The sequence below is a fragment of the Streptomyces sp. NPDC001828 genome (genome assembly GCF_042892175.1).
GTDB lineage: Bacteria > Actinomycetota > Actinomycetes > Streptomycetales > Streptomycetaceae > Streptomyces.
The window spans coordinates 1325663-1341444 of sequence record NZ_JBIATV010000001.1; the positions used below are offsets into that span (position 1 = coordinate 1325663).

The window sequence follows — 15782 nt, forward strand, 5'->3', positions numbered from 1 at the left end:
CGCCCGGCGTCCTTGCCTCACTCGCGGCCCCCCGCCTCCTGGGGCAGCTCGAACAGGCAGTGCCAGTGGAACGACCCGGGGGCCGTGTGCTCCTCGTCATGTGCCTTGAGCAGCGCGGCCGGTTCGTTGAGCGAGACGAGGTCCGCCGCATCGCAGTAGAAGTGCGGGTGCACCTTGTCGTCGGCCGCGTCCGGCTGGACGAAGGTCCCGGCGCTGACTTCGGTGCCTTGGCCGTAACCGCGATTGCGTCGCGACAACATCGTCAGCTGGTACAGGCCACCGGGCTTCAGCACCCGGTGAATCTCAAGGACTGTCGCCCGTACCGCGTTCCGGTCTCCGTGGTAGATCGCGTTGTAGGCCAGCACGTAGTCGAAGTGATCGTCGGGATAGGGCAGCGAACTCATGGGCCCGACCCGGAGATCGAGGTTCAGGCCAGCCCGCTCCGCCGCTGTGCGGGTCTGCTCGATCGCGGTCTCGCTCGCGTCCACGGCCCAGCACGTGAAGCCGGACTCGGCGAAGAAGAGGGCGTGCCGCCCGATGCCGCAGGCCAGGTCGAGCACCGTACGTACCTGGCGGTCGCGCAACAGGCCCACGGTGTCGGCGACCCAGGGGTCGACCGTCGACCAGTCGGCGCGCCCTCCGCTGGTCTTCCAGACCTCGTCCCAGTGGTGGTGTGCGGTGGTGCTGCTCGTACTCGATGAGGTCATGCCCGCTCCCGGGAACTGATCAGTTCATGGCCAAGGCCGGCGACGGAGGAGGCTCCGAGCAGGCCCATGGCGTGCTCCAGTTCGTCCAGCAGGGACCGCAGCGCGCTCTGGGCCCCGTCCCGCCCGCCGGAGGCGAGCCCCCACAACACGGGCCTGCCCACCAGGACGGCACGCGCGCCGAGGGCCAGTGCGGAGGCGATGTGCACCCCGTTGCGCACACCGGAGTCGAACAGCACGGGCACGCGGTCGCCCACGGCCGCCACGACGTCCGGCAGCGCGTCCACGGAGGCCACATGCCGGTCCGACTGTCGGCCGCCGTGCGTGGACACCTGTATCGCGTCGGCTCCGGCGTCCACCGCGCGGACGGCGTCCTCCGGATGCAGGATCCCCTTGACGACCAGGGGAAGCCGGGTGCGCGAGCGCAGTTCCGCCATGTCGGCCCAGGACACGGAAGGGTCGGGAAACAGATCCGAGACAAGCTCGGCGGCGGTGAGTGGTGACCGGCGCTGCCGTTGCTTCAGGAGGTCCACGAAGCAGGGGTCCTGGATGATCGCGGGCGGCGCGGCGTCGAATCGGCGGAAGCCGTTGCGCGCGTCCCTCTTGCGGCGGCCCACGAGAGGTACGTCCACCGTGCACACCACCGCTCCCGCCCCGGCGTCCTCGGCCCGGCGCAGCATGGACCAACTGACGGCGCGTTCCCGCAGGAGGTAGATCTGCTGCCAGAGGCCGGGAGCGGCCTCGGCGACCTCTTCGACGGGCCGCGAGCTGAACATGGACAGGGTGAAGCCCAGGTCCAGCGAGGTCGCCGCGGAAGCGGTTGCCACCTCCGCGTCCGGGTGGCACAGCGCCTGCAGTCCCATCGGTGTGACGAGGACGGGCGCGGCCAGGCGCTTCTGGAAGAGCTCGGTCCCGGTGCTCCGTTCCGAGACGTCACACAGCACGCGCGGGGTGAGTGTCAGCGCGTCGAGGCGCTCGACGTTGCGCCGCATCCCCGACTCGTCCCCGGCCGCGCCGGCGCAGTAGTCGAAGGCTGCCTCGGCCATGAGGACCTTGGCCCGCTCAGCGGCCGTTCGTGGCTCGGGCTCGACCGCGGGCAGGGGAGCGACGCGGGCCGCCGGGTGCGGAACGACGTCTGCCTTCTCCTGTTCCACCGGCCCGCTCGGGGATGAGAGGCCGCGTTCGGACAGCTCGAACAGCCGCTCCACATCGGCCAGTTCGGACGAGACCGCGTCCAGCCGCTGGGAGGCCATCACCTCGCGCAGTACCTGGGAGGTCTGTGCCACCAGGCTGCGCATGACGACGTTCGCGAAGATGACGGTCACGGAGCCGTGCTCCGCGAACGCCTGGGCATCGGTGCCGGGAAGCACGGTGGGTGCCAGCACCATCGGGCGCAGCGGCGCGATCTGCTTCACCACCGGAAGCAACTGGTCGGCGCTGGCCCGGTTCGCCTGGGCGAACAGGGCGTCCGCACCGGCGTCGGCGTACCGACGCAACCGGTCGACGGCCGCATCCGCACCGTGGCCCGCCACCAGTGCCTCGGTCCGGGCGATGACCAGGAGGGAGCGTCGCGCGTCGACCATGGCGGAAATCCTGTCGGCGAACGCCTCCGTGTCCAGCAACTCCCGCCCGCCGAAGCGGTCGTCGAGCGAGTTCCTCTTGGGGAAGAGGTTGTCCTCCACGCAGATGGCGTCGGCGCCGGCCTCTTCGAAGAGCTTCGTCGCGAGGACGGCCAGCTCATCACTGCCCCGGCCGGTGTCGGCATCGACATAGATCGGCAGTGACGTGACGGCTCGCACCGAGCGGATGATTCCGGCGATCTCGTGTGGCTCCAGGACCTCGCGGTCCGGGACTCCCCGGCTGGTGGACATCTCCAGGCTGCCGAGCCAGAGGACGTCCGCACCGGCCTCCTCTGCGAGCAGCGCGGTGATGGGGCTGTGTACACCGATGCCCATACGCAGGTCATTCATAGTGCCACCTCATCTCAACAGGCCTTGCTTTCATGGAAACAGGCGGTGAACCTACTGGTGATATCGGCCGGGTGATAGGGAACCCGGGGCGGTGGCGGACCGGAATCGGTTGTCGTGCGGACGTGAATGAAGCTGGTGTGTTGAGCATCGACTGCCGAGGACAGTGCCTTCGAGAGCGCGCTGCCGTCCGATACCGAAACCACTGTTTGATATCGGGCGGCCTCGGCGGCCTTGACGAAAGAGAACGCGTGGGCCGGGGACCTCTGCCCACCGGTGCTGGCGTACACCCCGTTGTCCAGGACGACGTGGACGAGAGTTCCGCGAGCGGTCGGAGCCAGAGCCATCGCGGACATGCCCATCAGGGTGTTTCCGTCGCCCTCGACGGCTATGGCGGTGGATTTCGACCGTTGTGAGAATCCGATGGCCAGGGGGAGCGCGAGGCCCATACTGCCCATCATGTAGAAATTCTCGTCGCGGTCCGCGATCGCGTGCAGCGCTCGTGGGTTGAGCCCATTTCCGATGAAGACCGCCGCGCTGACATCATGAGCCGTCCGGTTGATCAGGACAAGAGCCTCGTCCCTGTTCAGCACTCTTCCTCACTTTCCATCAGGCGCGCACAGCACCGCGACGGGCCCCCGAAAGGCAGCCGACTCCTCATGGGCCGTGCGCAGTTGCTCCGCGACGCCGGCCGAATCACTGAATCGGCAGTGCAGTACGGGTATGCCGAGCGCTTCGAGCACGGCGGGGGCCGGCTGGCCGATGACGTTGTGATGGGGCACGTCACGCCCGTCGTGGCCGGCCCAGGAGACCAGCAGCACCAGGGGGATCCGGTACACCAGCGCCAGGCTGGTCAGCGCATCGATGCAGGTGCCGAGGCCGGCGCTCTTCATGAACACCAGGGGCGTCGCACCGGCGAGGCGGGCCCCTACGGCCAGCCCGACGCAGTTGTCCTCACGTGTTCCGGGCAGATAGCAGTCGGCGGCTCGCTCATGCTGTTCCAGCGCGCTCAGGAAGCCGGCCAGATGTGAGTCCGGTACACCGGTGATGAAGTCGTATCCGGCTGCGAAGACTTCCTCGATCAATGTCGAATTGTCAACGTCCTTGTGCATGATCTGTGCGTTCAAGACGGCGTCCCCAATCGACTGGCGGCGATTGCATTACGTACCCGCATCGGTGTCCCGTGCGTCCGCTGGAGTCAACTCCGGCTCTCCATGGCGCAGGGCGGCTTCGAAAGAGGGGGTGAGATTTCCGCTGAGATCGGTGACCCAGATGTCACGTTGGGCTCCGCGGCAGCCACGCCACTTCTTGCTCTGCTCGTAGCCGAGGCCGTAGTCGATCGTCCGGATCCCTTCAGCCTGTGCGGCACGGACGGGGGAGTAGAACATCACGTCGAAGTAGGTTCTGCGTGATGCGGGGTTCTCGTAGTCGAAACCGCACCAGAAAACGTGCCATTGATCGCCGTGTGAGATGAAGAGACTGAAGGCCAGGATCTCGTCGTCCCGTGTACTGCTGTGGAACAGATGGAGGCGTTCTGGAGGGAAGAGCGACCGGAGCCGCTCGAGCCGTGAACGCTCGATGTCCCGAGTGCTGTAACCCCCGTACTTCTCGATGAGGTTCATGCGCAGTCGTACCTCCGCCGAACCGAGGCGGGCCCCGTCGGCACGGGTGGTACGGACTCCGGCGACAGAGAGGTCCCGAAGGTCCCAACGGACCTTCTGACGGCTGGTCTTGGTGAGTCCGGCGACGTAGTCGTCGAAGTCTCCCGCCGGGACGTCGAGGACGGACCGTACGGTCCCTCGCACCCGGTACCAGGAGGGGTCGGCACCCAGGACGGCCGGCAGTACCGGGCCGGAGGCGTAGAGAACGGCCGCGCAGACCGCGCCGGCCCGGCGCGCCCACTCCGTGACAGCGGTCAGAAGGCCGTGGACCCGTTCCTCGGCGGTGAGGCGGTGGTGAACCGCGTCGGCCACCACGTCCGCGTCATAGCCGGGCTGCACGATCGCGAGGAAGGGGAACGAGGCGTCCCGCTCCGGCGGCCGGACGTATGTCCTGCGCTGGTCCGGGAAGACCGGCGGATCGCGCCACATCAGATCGTGGATGTTGAACGACTCGTAGCATTCCTGATCGTCGATCAGATACCCGGTGGTCGCGGCGAGGGTGATGCCGTCCTGCACGAGCCGGAAGTAGTAGCCGCGACCCGGCGGCCGGTCACCCATCATTTCCAGCCATGCGGGTGAGGCGAGGAAGGTCTGGTCGGGCCACTTCGCGGGAAGCGACTCGTCGACGACGAGCGTAGGTGCGGATATGGCTGCTGTGGCCGGTCGCGTCAATTTTTCTCCCACACGATGGGGCATTTTCCGCTCAGAGGCCGACCGTCGACCTCGGGGAAATATTGCTTCCACTTCTGGGTCGTGGATCCGGTCCCGTCTCCGGAATCCGCGAGAAGAGGGACGTCCTCGTACGTGGAAAGACTGTGGCGAATACGCTTCTTGGCCGCGCGCCCCGCTGCCGTGGAACCGCTGATGGATTGGAAGACACTCCTGCACTGCATCGCGATTACCAACCCTTTGCCGAGTTGGCGGCTGCGACGGGGGCCGTAGGCAGGGCAAGTGCCGAAAGCGAAGAGAGGCTCACCGGCGAAGGTGAATTCCCACTGTGAATCTTCCGGGTCTTCCGGTGCGTCGGCAGGCTGAGGAACTCGGTCCGACGTGTGCAGGGTGGAGAGTATGTGCCAGAACTGGGCGCGGTACATGGCGAGTTCCGCCTCGCCCTGGGCGGGGCCGACCAAGATGAGCAGAGAAAGACGAGTGTCAGGAAGGGCGCGCTGAAATCCTATGAACGACTCCAGGTCGTGCGCCACGGCGGCCGCTTCGCTGGGAAAATCCGCCGACTGATCCCAGTAGGTGTAGTAGTTGCTCCCCTTGCTCTCGCCGATGGAACCGAAATGGCAAGGGTAGGGAGATTCCGTATCCAGGAGTTTGTCGTGGACCCGCCGCTGTTCTTCCGCGGCCCACCGAGGTGTGCGGGACGGGACCTGATCCACGCTGGTCCAGAGCCGCGCGGCAGTTGTCTCATCCATGAGCGTTGCCGCTCGGTATCGAGGGTTCTGCTTGTGGGCCGGTGAGCGGCGGGAAATGCTGCGACGTCGTGAGGACGGCACGGGACCAGGGGTCTACGTGGATGCCGTGACCTTCCAGCACGCGCCAGAGCCGGCCAACATCCAGCGGTGGTTCCTCGGGCGTGAAGCTCGCGGTGAGGGCCCGTCGGAGGAGCAAGTCGGCTGTGCCGTCCAAGCTCTTGGCGATCTGCGTGACGAGATCGTCGTCCAGCATGGCGCCGTTGATTTCGGCCAGGTTCTTGGCTGCGGGGAGGGCTTCCGAGGCGGGCAGGAGTTCCCACAGGTGCGCGATCAGCGTGCGCCTGAGTTGGTCGCGCACCTGGAGGAATCCCCGGCTTTCCCCGGTGCCGGGAGGGCTGTCGAGCAGATCGGCGAGCACCCGCGCGCCGGGGTTGGCCAATTGGGCGGGGTCGTCAGGGACATCGCTGTGGCCGAGGTTGTTCCAGTCCCTGGCGAAGAACGTCTGCCAGTCGAGCTCGGCTTCCTCGGGGCTGTCGGATGCGTGCATAAGCCCGAGGATCGTATTGACGGCCCCGAACCGGAGGCGAAGAGAGGAAGGGGAGGCTCGCTCCAGAGCACCGGAGCCCTTGAGTTCGGTGAAGCGCTGATGGATACCTGGTGAGCCGCGCAAAAGGAGCGCCAGCGAGGGGCCGAGACCGTACAGTGCGTCGATCGCGCGGTATCGGTAGGTGCCGAAGTGTATTCTGTTGCGAGCCAGATCGTCGTAGATGGTATCGAGGAGAAGACTTCCGGGTTGAATGACCCGTGAGGCAATCTCTTCGCAGTCGGCACCAAGTATTTCATCCACGATGCGGCGGCCCACGCCACGAATAAATGAATCCGGGCTCACCACCACCACGATGCTGCGGGACCAGTCCACCATCTTTAACATCCTTTCACGCTTGCATGAACGGACTTCAGTAGGTTGGGTTCTGTCGGCAGAGGGCAACGAACGCGGCCGGTGGTGGCCGCTCGAACTGTGGAGATCGGTACGTGTCACGGTACGTAGCGTGGTGCGTAGCTCGGCACGTAGCTACGGTTCCTGGCGTTTCCGACGTGGAATGTCTGGCGTATTCGTCTGTGTCGGTAATCGGCGCCGGCGACTGTGCAATTGAGGGTTTTGGTGACCGTATTCCATACAGTTGATCCGCGAACAACCAAGCTAGGTAGTTGATCTGAGTGCGTCAATGGATCACGGATGGATCAAGCCATGACGCCTCGTGAGCGCTTCGATTCGCGTTTGTCCCAGATTCACCCTGTATCCACTTGAGGTCCACTCGGCAATGATCTTGAATGTGGCGTGATCTTCGTGCGACATGGCTCCATTCGTTCGATATGAGTGGTTGGCAGTTGACGGCTGGATATGCATCCGAGCAGTTTCCGCCAACGTTCCGGTATGACCCTTTTGCGGGCTTGGGGTGACTTGTCGGCCTTCTTGGTGGCACTCGGTACTGGCCGGTGTGCTGACGGGCGGCCTTGGGAGGGAGTGGGGATTCAACCCCGCCTCGCCGCAAGGGAGTTCAGGTCAGCAGCGACTTAGAGGTCGTGCGCGCGCTGGACGACCTCAACAGCCAGGACTCCGGACGTACAGCAAGGACCCCGGACATACGGCAGGGACTCCGCGCAGGCTCCGTTGGTGGCGCACCACGAAACGCGGCGCCATGCTCGCCGATCGGAGCGCCCCCGTCTGTGTGCTGGGGCGACATGGCGGCGGCGGTCGAGTAAGGGCGGCGTCGAGCGGGCCGGGTTGTCGTGCAGGAGAGCCGATGAACGGGCCTGCTCCGCGCGCCGGTTGGAACGGGCGGCCGGGTGGGCTCTCGCCGCGCTCGGGGGACGAGCACCAGCCTGGAGGTGGCTGAGGCCGATCCGCTCCTATGACTGCGGTGTGCTGTCCGAGCGCCAAGCGGTGAGACGAGGGTGCCCCGGCAGTTCGGCGCGGCCGGTGGCCCACAACAGGGTGAGCCAGGGATCCGCGCCGCCCGGAGCCTCTGGAAACAGGCGGCCGAGTACCCGCGAGCAGAGAGCCTCGGGCGGGGTCCAGGCGAGGCCGAAGCCTTCTGCTAGATCGTGCATGTGCACCAGCGTCTCTTGCAACGCCAGCGCCGCGAAGCCTTCGGGGTCCGACACCCCGGCGGCGTGGTGGGCGCGGATCTGGGGCGGCGCCGTACGCACCATGGCGACCAGCAGCGCGCCGCACGCCTCAAGGACCTGCAAGAGGCCGGCCGGACCCGCGTCACGTTCCGCGAAGACGAAGACCGCGGGGCCGTCCGGCCTCTTCCGGTTCAACGCGAAAGGCACATGGGTGTCCAACGGCGGCAACTGTGGCCCCAGTTGCACGGCGTAGTAGAGCAGGTCGTTGGCGAGGTGTTCGACGGTCTCCCAGCAGTCCCACTCCAGCGAACCGGCCTTACCGCTCCACCCCTCTGCGGGTGCGTCCCGAAGGATGCCCACGGCGAGCCGCACGGCAAGGCCGACGTCGTCCGCGGTGACGGGAGACGAGACTGATCCGGCTTCGCTCGATCGAGACACGACAGCACCGTATCGCGCGGGCAGGCTGCAACTCGGCTCAGCTGGTGCGTTGTTGACGAATGGGCGGCCCTGCGCGTCTAGCCGAGTTCGCTCGGCTGCGCGGGGCCAAGACGTAGGTGACGCGGTGTCAGGTAGGTCTTGGCGGGGGAGCGGGCGCCTTGAGGTGGTGGGCGAGGTTGCCCTTCTACGCGTCGAGCCGCGCCGCCACCTGGCGTGTGGTGGCAGGCCGGGCGAAGAGCAACCGCTGACGCGACGGGTGAGCGAGCGCCGCGAACTGCTCAGGCGCCCTGATTTCCAGGACGTTCTCAGGAGGCAGCGGAGACGGAGGCTGCTCGCGCATGCTGCACATGTCAGGATTCGTTGACGCTTTCGCGAGGGCAGTGCTCTACTCCCTGCCATGACGACATCAACTAAGCTGCCGGCGGCACCAGTTATCAACGAGACGGTCCGGCTGCTGACCGAGCACTACGTGTTCCCCGAGATAGCCGATCAGCTCGCCGGCCTGCTGCGACGACGCCTCTCCGAAGGCGCCTACGACGTGGACGACGCCGAGGAACTCGCCCGGCTGGTCACCGAGGACCTCCAGTCCGCCAATGGCGACCGGCACCTCAGACTGAAGCACCACGCCGGCCAGGTGCCCCCGAAGCGAGGGGCGGCCACCCTGGAGTCCATGCGCAGGGAATTCGATACGTCTCTGGGCGGCGCACCCCGGGTGCAGCTGCTCGACGGAGGGGTCGCCGTACTGGAGCTGGCACCGATGCTGTTTCCGCTGGAGTGGGCCGCCGAACCGCTGAGCGCCGCACTCACCCTGACCTCCCGTGCCCGGGCGCTGATCGTGGACCTGCGTGCCAACCGGGGAGGCGACCCGGACACGGTCGCGTTCGTGTGCAGTTACCTGCTCGACGAGCGGACCCACCTGAACACCATGTACTGGCGCGACGGCGAGCGCAGCGAGCAGTCCTGGAGCTTGCCGCACGTTCCCGGTGCGCGCTTCGGCGGCAGCAAGCCCCTGTACGTGCTGGCCAGCGACAGCACCTTCTCCGCCGCCGAGGAACTGGCGTATGATCTTCAGCAGCTCGGCCGCGCCGTAGTGGTCGGCGAGCGCACCCGTGGCGGCGCACATCCGTGCCAGGGCTGGACCGTGCACCCACACCTGGAAGCCACCATCCCTGTCGGCCGCGCCATCAACCCCGTCTCGAGCGCGAACTGGGAGGGCACCGGTGTGCAGCCGGACATCCCTTGCGCCGCTGCTGACGCACTCGACCACGCGCACACACTGGCCCTCGCTCGACTCGAGGACTGACCTGTCCGTCCCCTCAAGCCGTAGTCGCAGCCGGGCGGATGCGCCGCACACGCCCGGCCGTCCGTCATGGAGCAGCTCGCGGTGACGGCAGAGCCTGTTGGCCACGCGTGGCCCGGTCAGGGCTGGCGGGGCTCGGCGGTCTTTTCGTCGAGGAGGTATCGCGCGCCGGGGCCCTTGTCGGCGGCCGTGTCGTCCGGGTTGTAGAGGCCGCATTTGCGCAGGGAGAGGCAGCCGCAGCCGATGCAGCCCGCGAGTTTGCGCTTCAGGCGCTCCAGTTGGGCGATCTGTTCGTCGACGTGGTGGGTCCAGGCGCGGGCGGCGGCATTCCATTCAGTGGCGTTGGGCGCGCGGTCCTGGGGGAGTCGCGCGAGGGCGGCGCGGATCTCGTCCAGGGACAGCCCGACGCGCTGGCCGGCGCGGATGAAGGCAACGCGGCGCAGCATGGCGCGTGGATAGCGGCGCTGTCCGCCGGTGGTGCGCTCGGAACGGATGAGTCCGAGTTCCTCGTAGTAGCGCAGGGCCGACGTGGCGACGCCGCTGCGGGTGGCGAGGTCGCCGATCGTCAGGCGATCGTGTTGCGAGGGAGAGGAGTTCACGAGGGTCGATCGTACTGCTTGACTTCAAGTGCGCTTGAACTTGCACACTCTCGTCATGTCTTCGACCAGCGCGGACACCGCGTACGACTATGACGATCTGCAACGACTGATGTCGTTGATGACCGGTGACGAGAAGCACGGCCCGGCCGCCACCTCCACCCTTGATGCGCTGTGGGTGCTCTACGACCGTGTGCTGCGGGTGACCCCCGAGACCGCGGACGCCGCCGACCGGGACCGCTTCCTGCTCTCCAAGGGGCACGGTCCGATGGCGTTCTACGCGGTGCTCACTGCCAAGGGCTTCATCCCCGAGGCGTGGCTGCCGGGCTTCGGATCCTTCGACTCGCCGCTCGGCCACCACCCGGACCGGACGCTCGTCCCCGGCGTCGAGATCGGCTCGGGCTCACTGGGCCACGGGCTGCCGCTCGCGGTGGGCACCGCCCTGGGACTGCGGGCGCAGGAGCTGACCGGCAGCAACGTATGGGTGCTTGTCGGCGACGCCGAGATGGACGAGGGCAGCAATCACGAAGCGATCGCCTTCGCCGGGGCCACTGGACTGGAAAGCCTGCATGTCCTCGCGATCGACAACGACTCCGACACGCTCGGCTGGCGGGGCGGCCTCGCCTCCCGCTTCGCCTCCGAAGGCTGGGCGGCCATGACCGTGGACGGCCGTGATCACGAAGCCCTCCACCAAGCGTTCACCACGCCGCATCCCGGGCGGCCACTGGCCGTCGTCGCCCGCGTCGAGCGCAAGTACTGAAATACTTCTGAACTCCTGAAAGAAGATGACTTCTTCGATGGACACCATGCGTGAGCGATTCACCGACGTCACCAGCCGCCTTCTCGACGAAGACCCCCGCCTGGCCGTCGTCCTGGCCGTCATCTCGAGCGACCGGTTCAAAGACGCACTCCGTGCTCATCCCGACCGCGTCATCGATGTCGGCATCCGCGAACAGTTGCTCGTCAGCGTCGCCGGCGGCCTGGCCCTGACCGGGATGCGCCCGGTCGTCCACACTTTCGCGAGCTTCCTTGTCGAGCGCCCCTTCGAGCAGGTGAAGCTGGACCTGGGCCACCAGGCAGCAGGTGCGGTACTGGTCAGCTCCGGCGCCTCGTACGACATCGCTGCCGGCGGCCGCACCCACCAGGCGCCTGGCGACATCGCCCTGCTCGACACCCTCGACGGCTGGACAGTTCACGTACCCGGCCACCCCGACGAGGCCGAGACGCTGATCAGGCATGCGGCCGCCGACGGAGACAGCCGGGTGTACGTACGGCTCAGCGAACAGTCCAACCGCACCGCCCACCCGACGCCCCCCGGCCGGTTCCGGGTGCTGCGCGAAGGCCGCGCCGGGGTCGTCGTCGCGGTAGGCCCGCTGCTCGACGCCACGCTTGAGGCGGTGGAGGGATTGGACGTGACCGTGCTCTACGCCTCGACGGTTCGCCCCTTCGACGGGGCCGGTCTGCGGGCTGCCGTGGCGGGCATGGACGTGGCGGATGTGGTGCTGGTCGAACCGTACTTGGCCGGCACATCGGTGCCCTTCGCCAACGAGGCCTTGCAGAACGTGCCCCATCGCATCCTGCCCCTCGGCACGGCGCGCGAGGAGCTGCGCCGCTACGGCACTTCGGGCGAACACGTGGCGGCGCACGGACTGGACGCGATGGCACTGCGACGGCGGATCGGCGACTTCCTCCCCCTCCCTCGTAGTTGAACGGGCCGTGCGGCCGTCGTGCCGTCTGCCGTGCCGTCGACCACCTGGGCGCCTCACCTTCACGACCAGGGTCTGGTGTGAAAGTGCTGGTCACAGCCACTCGTTGAGGACTGCGACCAGCACGGTCGCCTCGCCCCTATGCGGTGGTGGCGATACCACCGTCGACGGGGATCACGGCGCCTGTCAGGTACGCGCCCGCCCGACTCGCGAGGAACACGGCGACACCCGCCATGTCGTCGTCGCGGCCGATCCGGCGCAGTGGGGCCGACGCCGCGATCGCCTCGCCGTGCTCATCGAGCGTCGCAGCCATCATCGCCGACTGGAACGGTCCCGGCGCCACGGCGTTCACGGTGACGTGTTGCGGTCCCAGTTCCTTGGCGAGCACTCGGGTGAGTTGATGCAGCGCGGCCTTGCTGCTGGAGTACGAGTAGTTGGGCCGCTGAGGGATGTGAATGGCGGCGATGCTGCCGATGTTGATGACCCGCGCGGGATCGTCGGCGGTTCCCGCCTTGCGGAGCGCGGGCAGCAGCGCCTGGACCAGCCAGAACGGCGACTTCAGGTTGAGGTCGACGACCGTGTCCCAGGCCTCGTCCGGGAACGTCTCCAGCGGCTCGTCCCACATGGCGCCCGCGTTGTTGACGAGGATGTCGAGACGCTCCGAGCCGGCGGTGACGAGGTCGGACAGTCGCCGACACTCGTCGTGCCGGGACAGGTCGGCGGGGATGGCCCGCACGTCACCGAAGGCGGACAGCTGTTCCTGCGCCTGAGCGCACGCTTCCGCGTTGCGTGAGCTGATGACCACGCGGGCGCCCGCCTGGAGCAGGCCACGCGCGATCATCATCCCGATGCCTCGGGTGCCACCGGTGACGAGCGCGCGCTTTCCGCGCAGATCGAAAAGTTCTGCATGCGTTGTGAATTGGTTGTCTACCACTTGGCGTCTTTCCAGTTGGTCGTGCGGGAAGGTGCGTCGACGCGTGGGGTATTCGGTTCAGCTGTCTCAACGCTATGGCCTTGAAGTGCACTCCAAGCAAGCGGATCAGGTCCCGAAAATGGAGCGCTTTTCGAACCGTTTCAAGCGGGAATCGCTGGGCGGCCGGCCACGTTCGGTACGCAGAGGGGACAGAACAGGCCCCGTCGGCGGGGGTCGGGCCCCCGGCCGGAGCCAGTTTGGCCACGGCGACCGCGAGGCCAGGTGGCCGTCCGTCGGCGGCCTGCGGCTCGGGAAGGCCGGCGAGAATCTGCCGCAGCCGCGGCGCGTCCACGGCTCCGCTGTTGAGCGCGTCGTGCGTCGTGCGTCGCGCCGCGTCTGCGCCGGTGCGCTGCGGTCGGCGTCGGGTCGGCCGGCGCCGTGGTCAGGGCCGAGCTGGGGCCGTAGCCGTGCTGTCCGGTGATCCGGAGCGTGTGGCCACCCCCGGCCCAGGCGGGCGCGGCCACCCCCGGCCCAGGCGGGAAAGTGGGCTAATAGGTAGAATTTGGGTCATGGGAGAGCGGCGGCCCCGTGCGGCGACTGCGCCCGAGCTCGTCCTGGAGACGGACATCGGCTCCACGGTGATGAGTCCGAGCCGGGACTATCACGTGGGGCGCGACCCCCTGAGTGACGTCGTCTTCGACGACGCCCGCGTCTCGTGGCATCACGCCGTCCTTCACGCCGAGCTCGACCACTGGACGATCGAGGACGAGCACAGCACCAACGGCACGTACGCCGACGGGCGGCGCATCCAGGAATGGGACATCGGGCCGGGCAGCGTCATCCGCTTCGGCAACGTCACGGACGGCCCCCGTGCGGTGCTCGTCGGCCGTGCTCCTCCCGAGCCGATCGCCGCCGAGCGCCCCTCCTCCGTCAGCATGCCCTCGGCCACGGGCACCTTCCGGCAGCCGACGACCGTACGCCCGTTGCCCGCCCGCACGGTCCGTATCGGCCGCGCCGACGACAATGACGTGGTCATCGACGACCTGGTCGTCTCCCGGCGCCACGCGGAACTGAGGGTCCTCGCGGACGGCACGTACGAGATCGTCGACCTCGGCAGCCACAACGGCACCTACCTCAACGGCCAGCCAGTGGCCCGCGCCCCGGTCGGGCCGGGAGACATCGTCGGCGTCGGCCACCGCGCGTACTGCCTCGTGGGGGACGAACTGCAGGAGTACGTCGACACGGGCGAGGTGTCGCTCGACGTCCAGGGCCTGACGGTCACCGTGGACCGGGGCCGCAAGACACTCCTCGACCAGGTCTCCTTCCCCGTGGGCGAGAAGTGCCTGCTGGCCGTCGTCGGGCCCAGCGGCGCGGGGAAGTCCACCCTGCTCAACGCCCTCACCGGGCTGCGCCCCGCGGACGGCGGCACCGTCCTCTACGACGGCCGCGACCTCTACCGCGACTACGCGGAGCTGCGCCAGCGCATCGGTCTCGTACCGCAGGACGACATCCTGCATGCCCAGCTGACCGTGCGCCGCGCCCTCGGATACGCCGCCGAACTCCGCTTCCCCCAGGACACCGAGAAGGCGGAACGCCGGGCCAGAGTCGACGAGGTCATCCGCGAACTCGGCCTGGAACAACGCGTCGACCAGCCCATCCACAGCCTCTCCGGCGGCCAGCGCAAACGCGTGAGCGTCGCACTCGAACTGCTCACCAAACCATCGCTGCTCTTCCTCGACGAGCCGACGTCCGGGCTCGACCCCGGCATGGACCGCTCGGTGATGCACATGCTGCGCGGCCTCGCCGACGACGGCCGCACGGTCATCGTCGTCACGCACAGCGTGCTCAGCCTCGACGTGTGCGACCGCCTCCTGGTTCTGGCTGCGGGCGGCAAGATCGCCTACTACGGACCGCCCCGGGACGCGCTCCCGTTCTTCGGCTTCACGCAGTGGCCGGAGGCATTCGAAGCCTTCGAAGGGGAACGTGACCGGGACTGGGCCCGCGACTACCGGGAATCGCCGTTCCACCAGCAGTACATCGCCAACTCCTCCGCGCAGCCGTTCCCCGGCCCCCTCGCGCGGACCGGCGCGGCCGCGCCCGCATCCTTCGCGCCGCCGCCGAAGCCGCAGAGCTGGGGGTCCCAACTCCGCACACTGGTAAGGCGGTACGCGGCCGCGCTCGGCGCGGACCGGACGTTCCTCGCGATCATGATCGCGCTGCCGTTCGTGATGGGCGCGATGGCACGCGCCCTCGCAGGGAGCAGGCTGACGCAGGAGACGGCGATGAACGCGCTGCTCATCCTCTGCGTGGGCGGAGTCCTGACCGGCGCCGCCAACGCCGTCCGGGAGCTGGTCAAGGAGCGCGTCATCTACCGGCGAGAACGGGCGGTGGGGCTCTCCAGATCGGCCTATCTGATGTCCAAGGTCGTCGTGCTGGGCACCATCACCGTGCTGCAGGCCGTCGTCCTGACCCTGGTCGCCCTGCTCGGTGTCGACCTCAACGCACCCGGCGGTGAAGGCGTGCTCCTGCCACCGCTGGTGGAGGTCACCTTGGCGGTGGCCCTGCTGGCCTTCACCGCCATGATGCTGGGACTCCTCGTATCGGCCCTGGTGCGCAAGGAGGAGGTGACGATGCCGCTGCTCGTGCTCCTCGCCATCGTCCAGGTGGTGTTCTGCGGCGCACTCCTCAAACTGAACGGGGTGCCCGGCGTCGAGCAGCTCGCGTGGCTCGTGCCGTCGCGCTGGGCACTGGGCGCCATGGCGGGGACCATCGGCCTCGGCAGGATCGTTCCGGGGGATCTGACCACCGACCCGCTGTTCGGGCACTCCGCGGGTGTCTGGCTGCTCAACATGGGCATGCTCGTCGTCCTCTCGGTCGTCTTCGGATACGCGGTCGCGAGGCTGCTGCGCCGCCACGAACCCGCCGTCATGCGGAAGTAGGAGCGCC

General features: G+C 67.8%; 14 protein-coding genes. 4 read left to right on the top strand and 10 right to left on the bottom strand.

Going from position 1 to position 15782, the window contains the following annotated elements:
• Nucleotides 1-17: 17 nt before the first annotated feature.
• From ACFYZA_RS06190 to ACFYZA_RS06225, 8 genes are all read right to left on the bottom strand, one after another.
• On the bottom strand, nucleotides 18-707 hold the full coding sequence (locus ACFYZA_RS06190) for a class I SAM-dependent methyltransferase (protein ID WP_382589563.1): 690 nt from the start codon (nucleotides 705-707) through the stop codon (nucleotides 18-20).
• Complete coding sequence (locus tag ACFYZA_RS06195; protein ID WP_388487685.1) at nucleotides 704-2674, bottom strand: alpha-hydroxy-acid oxidizing protein; 1971 nt, start codon at nucleotides 2672-2674, stop codon at nucleotides 704-706. The genes ACFYZA_RS06190 and ACFYZA_RS06195 overlap by 4 nt, the downstream gene beginning before the upstream one ends.
• A gap of 14 nt (nucleotides 2675-2688) precedes the next feature.
• Nucleotides 2689-3264, bottom strand: coding sequence for a thiamine pyrophosphate-dependent enzyme (locus tag ACFYZA_RS06200; RefSeq protein ID WP_388487686.1), 576 nt, complete (start codon nucleotides 3262-3264; stop codon nucleotides 2689-2691).
• Between the two features lie 6 nt (nucleotides 3265-3270).
• Entirely contained in the window at nucleotides 3271-3798 is a 528-nt protein-coding gene (locus ACFYZA_RS06205) for a thiamine pyrophosphate-binding protein (protein ID WP_388487689.1), read from the bottom strand.
• 33 nt (nucleotides 3799-3831) lie between these two features.
• Nucleotides 3832-5004: a GNAT family N-acetyltransferase gene (locus ACFYZA_RS06210; RefSeq protein WP_388487692.1), complete on the bottom strand. Its 1173-nt coding sequence runs from the start codon at nucleotides 5002-5004 to the stop codon at nucleotides 3832-3834.
• Nucleotides 5001-5753: a YqcI/YcgG family protein gene (locus tag ACFYZA_RS06215; protein WP_388487695.1), complete on the bottom strand. Its 753-nt coding sequence runs from the start codon at nucleotides 5751-5753 to the stop codon at nucleotides 5001-5003. The genes ACFYZA_RS06210 and ACFYZA_RS06215 overlap by 4 nt, the downstream gene beginning before the upstream one ends.
• On the bottom strand, nucleotides 5746-6675 hold the full coding sequence (locus ACFYZA_RS06220; RefSeq protein WP_388487698.1) for a nucleoside-diphosphate kinase: 930 nt from the start codon (nucleotides 6673-6675) through the stop codon (nucleotides 5746-5748). The genes ACFYZA_RS06215 and ACFYZA_RS06220 overlap by 8 nt, the downstream gene beginning before the upstream one ends.
• Before the next feature lie 989 nt (nucleotides 6676-7664).
• A complete protein-coding gene (locus ACFYZA_RS06225; RefSeq protein ID WP_388487700.1) occupies nucleotides 7665-8321 on the bottom strand; it encodes a hypothetical protein in 657 nt (218 codons plus the stop codon).
• A gap of 397 nt (nucleotides 8322-8718) precedes the next feature.
• Between ACFYZA_RS06225 and ACFYZA_RS06230 the strand changes: the two genes are divergently transcribed.
• On the top strand, nucleotides 8719-9624 hold the full coding sequence (locus ACFYZA_RS06230; protein ID WP_388487701.1) for a S41 family peptidase: 906 nt from the start codon (nucleotides 8719-8721) through the stop codon (nucleotides 9622-9624).
• A 116-nt stretch (nucleotides 9625-9740) separates the two neighbouring features.
• On the opposite strand, the gene soxR is transcribed toward ACFYZA_RS06230, so the two are convergent.
• Nucleotides 9741-10220: a redox-sensitive transcriptional activator SoxR gene (soxR, locus tag ACFYZA_RS06235; RefSeq protein WP_388487704.1), complete on the bottom strand. Its 480-nt coding sequence runs from the start codon at nucleotides 10218-10220 to the stop codon at nucleotides 9741-9743.
• A 55-nt stretch (nucleotides 10221-10275) separates the two neighbouring features.
• Between soxR and ACFYZA_RS06240 the strand changes: the two genes are divergently transcribed.
• Nucleotides 10276-10977 carry a transketolase gene (locus ACFYZA_RS06240; protein ID WP_382589592.1) on the top strand — a complete coding sequence of 234 codons (702 nt, stop codon included), beginning with the start codon at nucleotides 10276-10278 and terminating at the stop codon, nucleotides 10975-10977.
• Nucleotides 10978-11014: 37 nt separating this feature from the next.
• On the top strand, nucleotides 11015-11926 hold the full coding sequence (locus ACFYZA_RS06245) for a transketolase family protein (RefSeq protein WP_388487707.1): 912 nt from the start codon (nucleotides 11015-11017) through the stop codon (nucleotides 11924-11926).
• Nucleotides 11927-12062: 136 nt separating this feature from the next.
• Here the strand turns inward: ACFYZA_RS06245 and ACFYZA_RS06250 are convergent, their stop codons facing one another.
• Nucleotides 12063-12857 (bottom strand): SDR family oxidoreductase, encoded by a 795-nt coding sequence (locus tag ACFYZA_RS06250; RefSeq protein WP_388487710.1) that lies wholly within the window; start codon nucleotides 12855-12857, stop codon nucleotides 12063-12065.
• Between the two features lie 548 nt (nucleotides 12858-13405).
• Between ACFYZA_RS06250 and ACFYZA_RS06255 the strand changes: the two genes are divergently transcribed.
• The gene (locus tag ACFYZA_RS06255) at nucleotides 13406-15775 is read left to right on the top strand and encodes an FHA domain-containing protein (protein WP_388487711.1); all 2370 of its coding nucleotides are present in this window, start codon (nucleotides 13406-13408) and stop codon (nucleotides 15773-15775) included.
• Nucleotides 15776-15782: the final 7 nt, after the last annotated feature.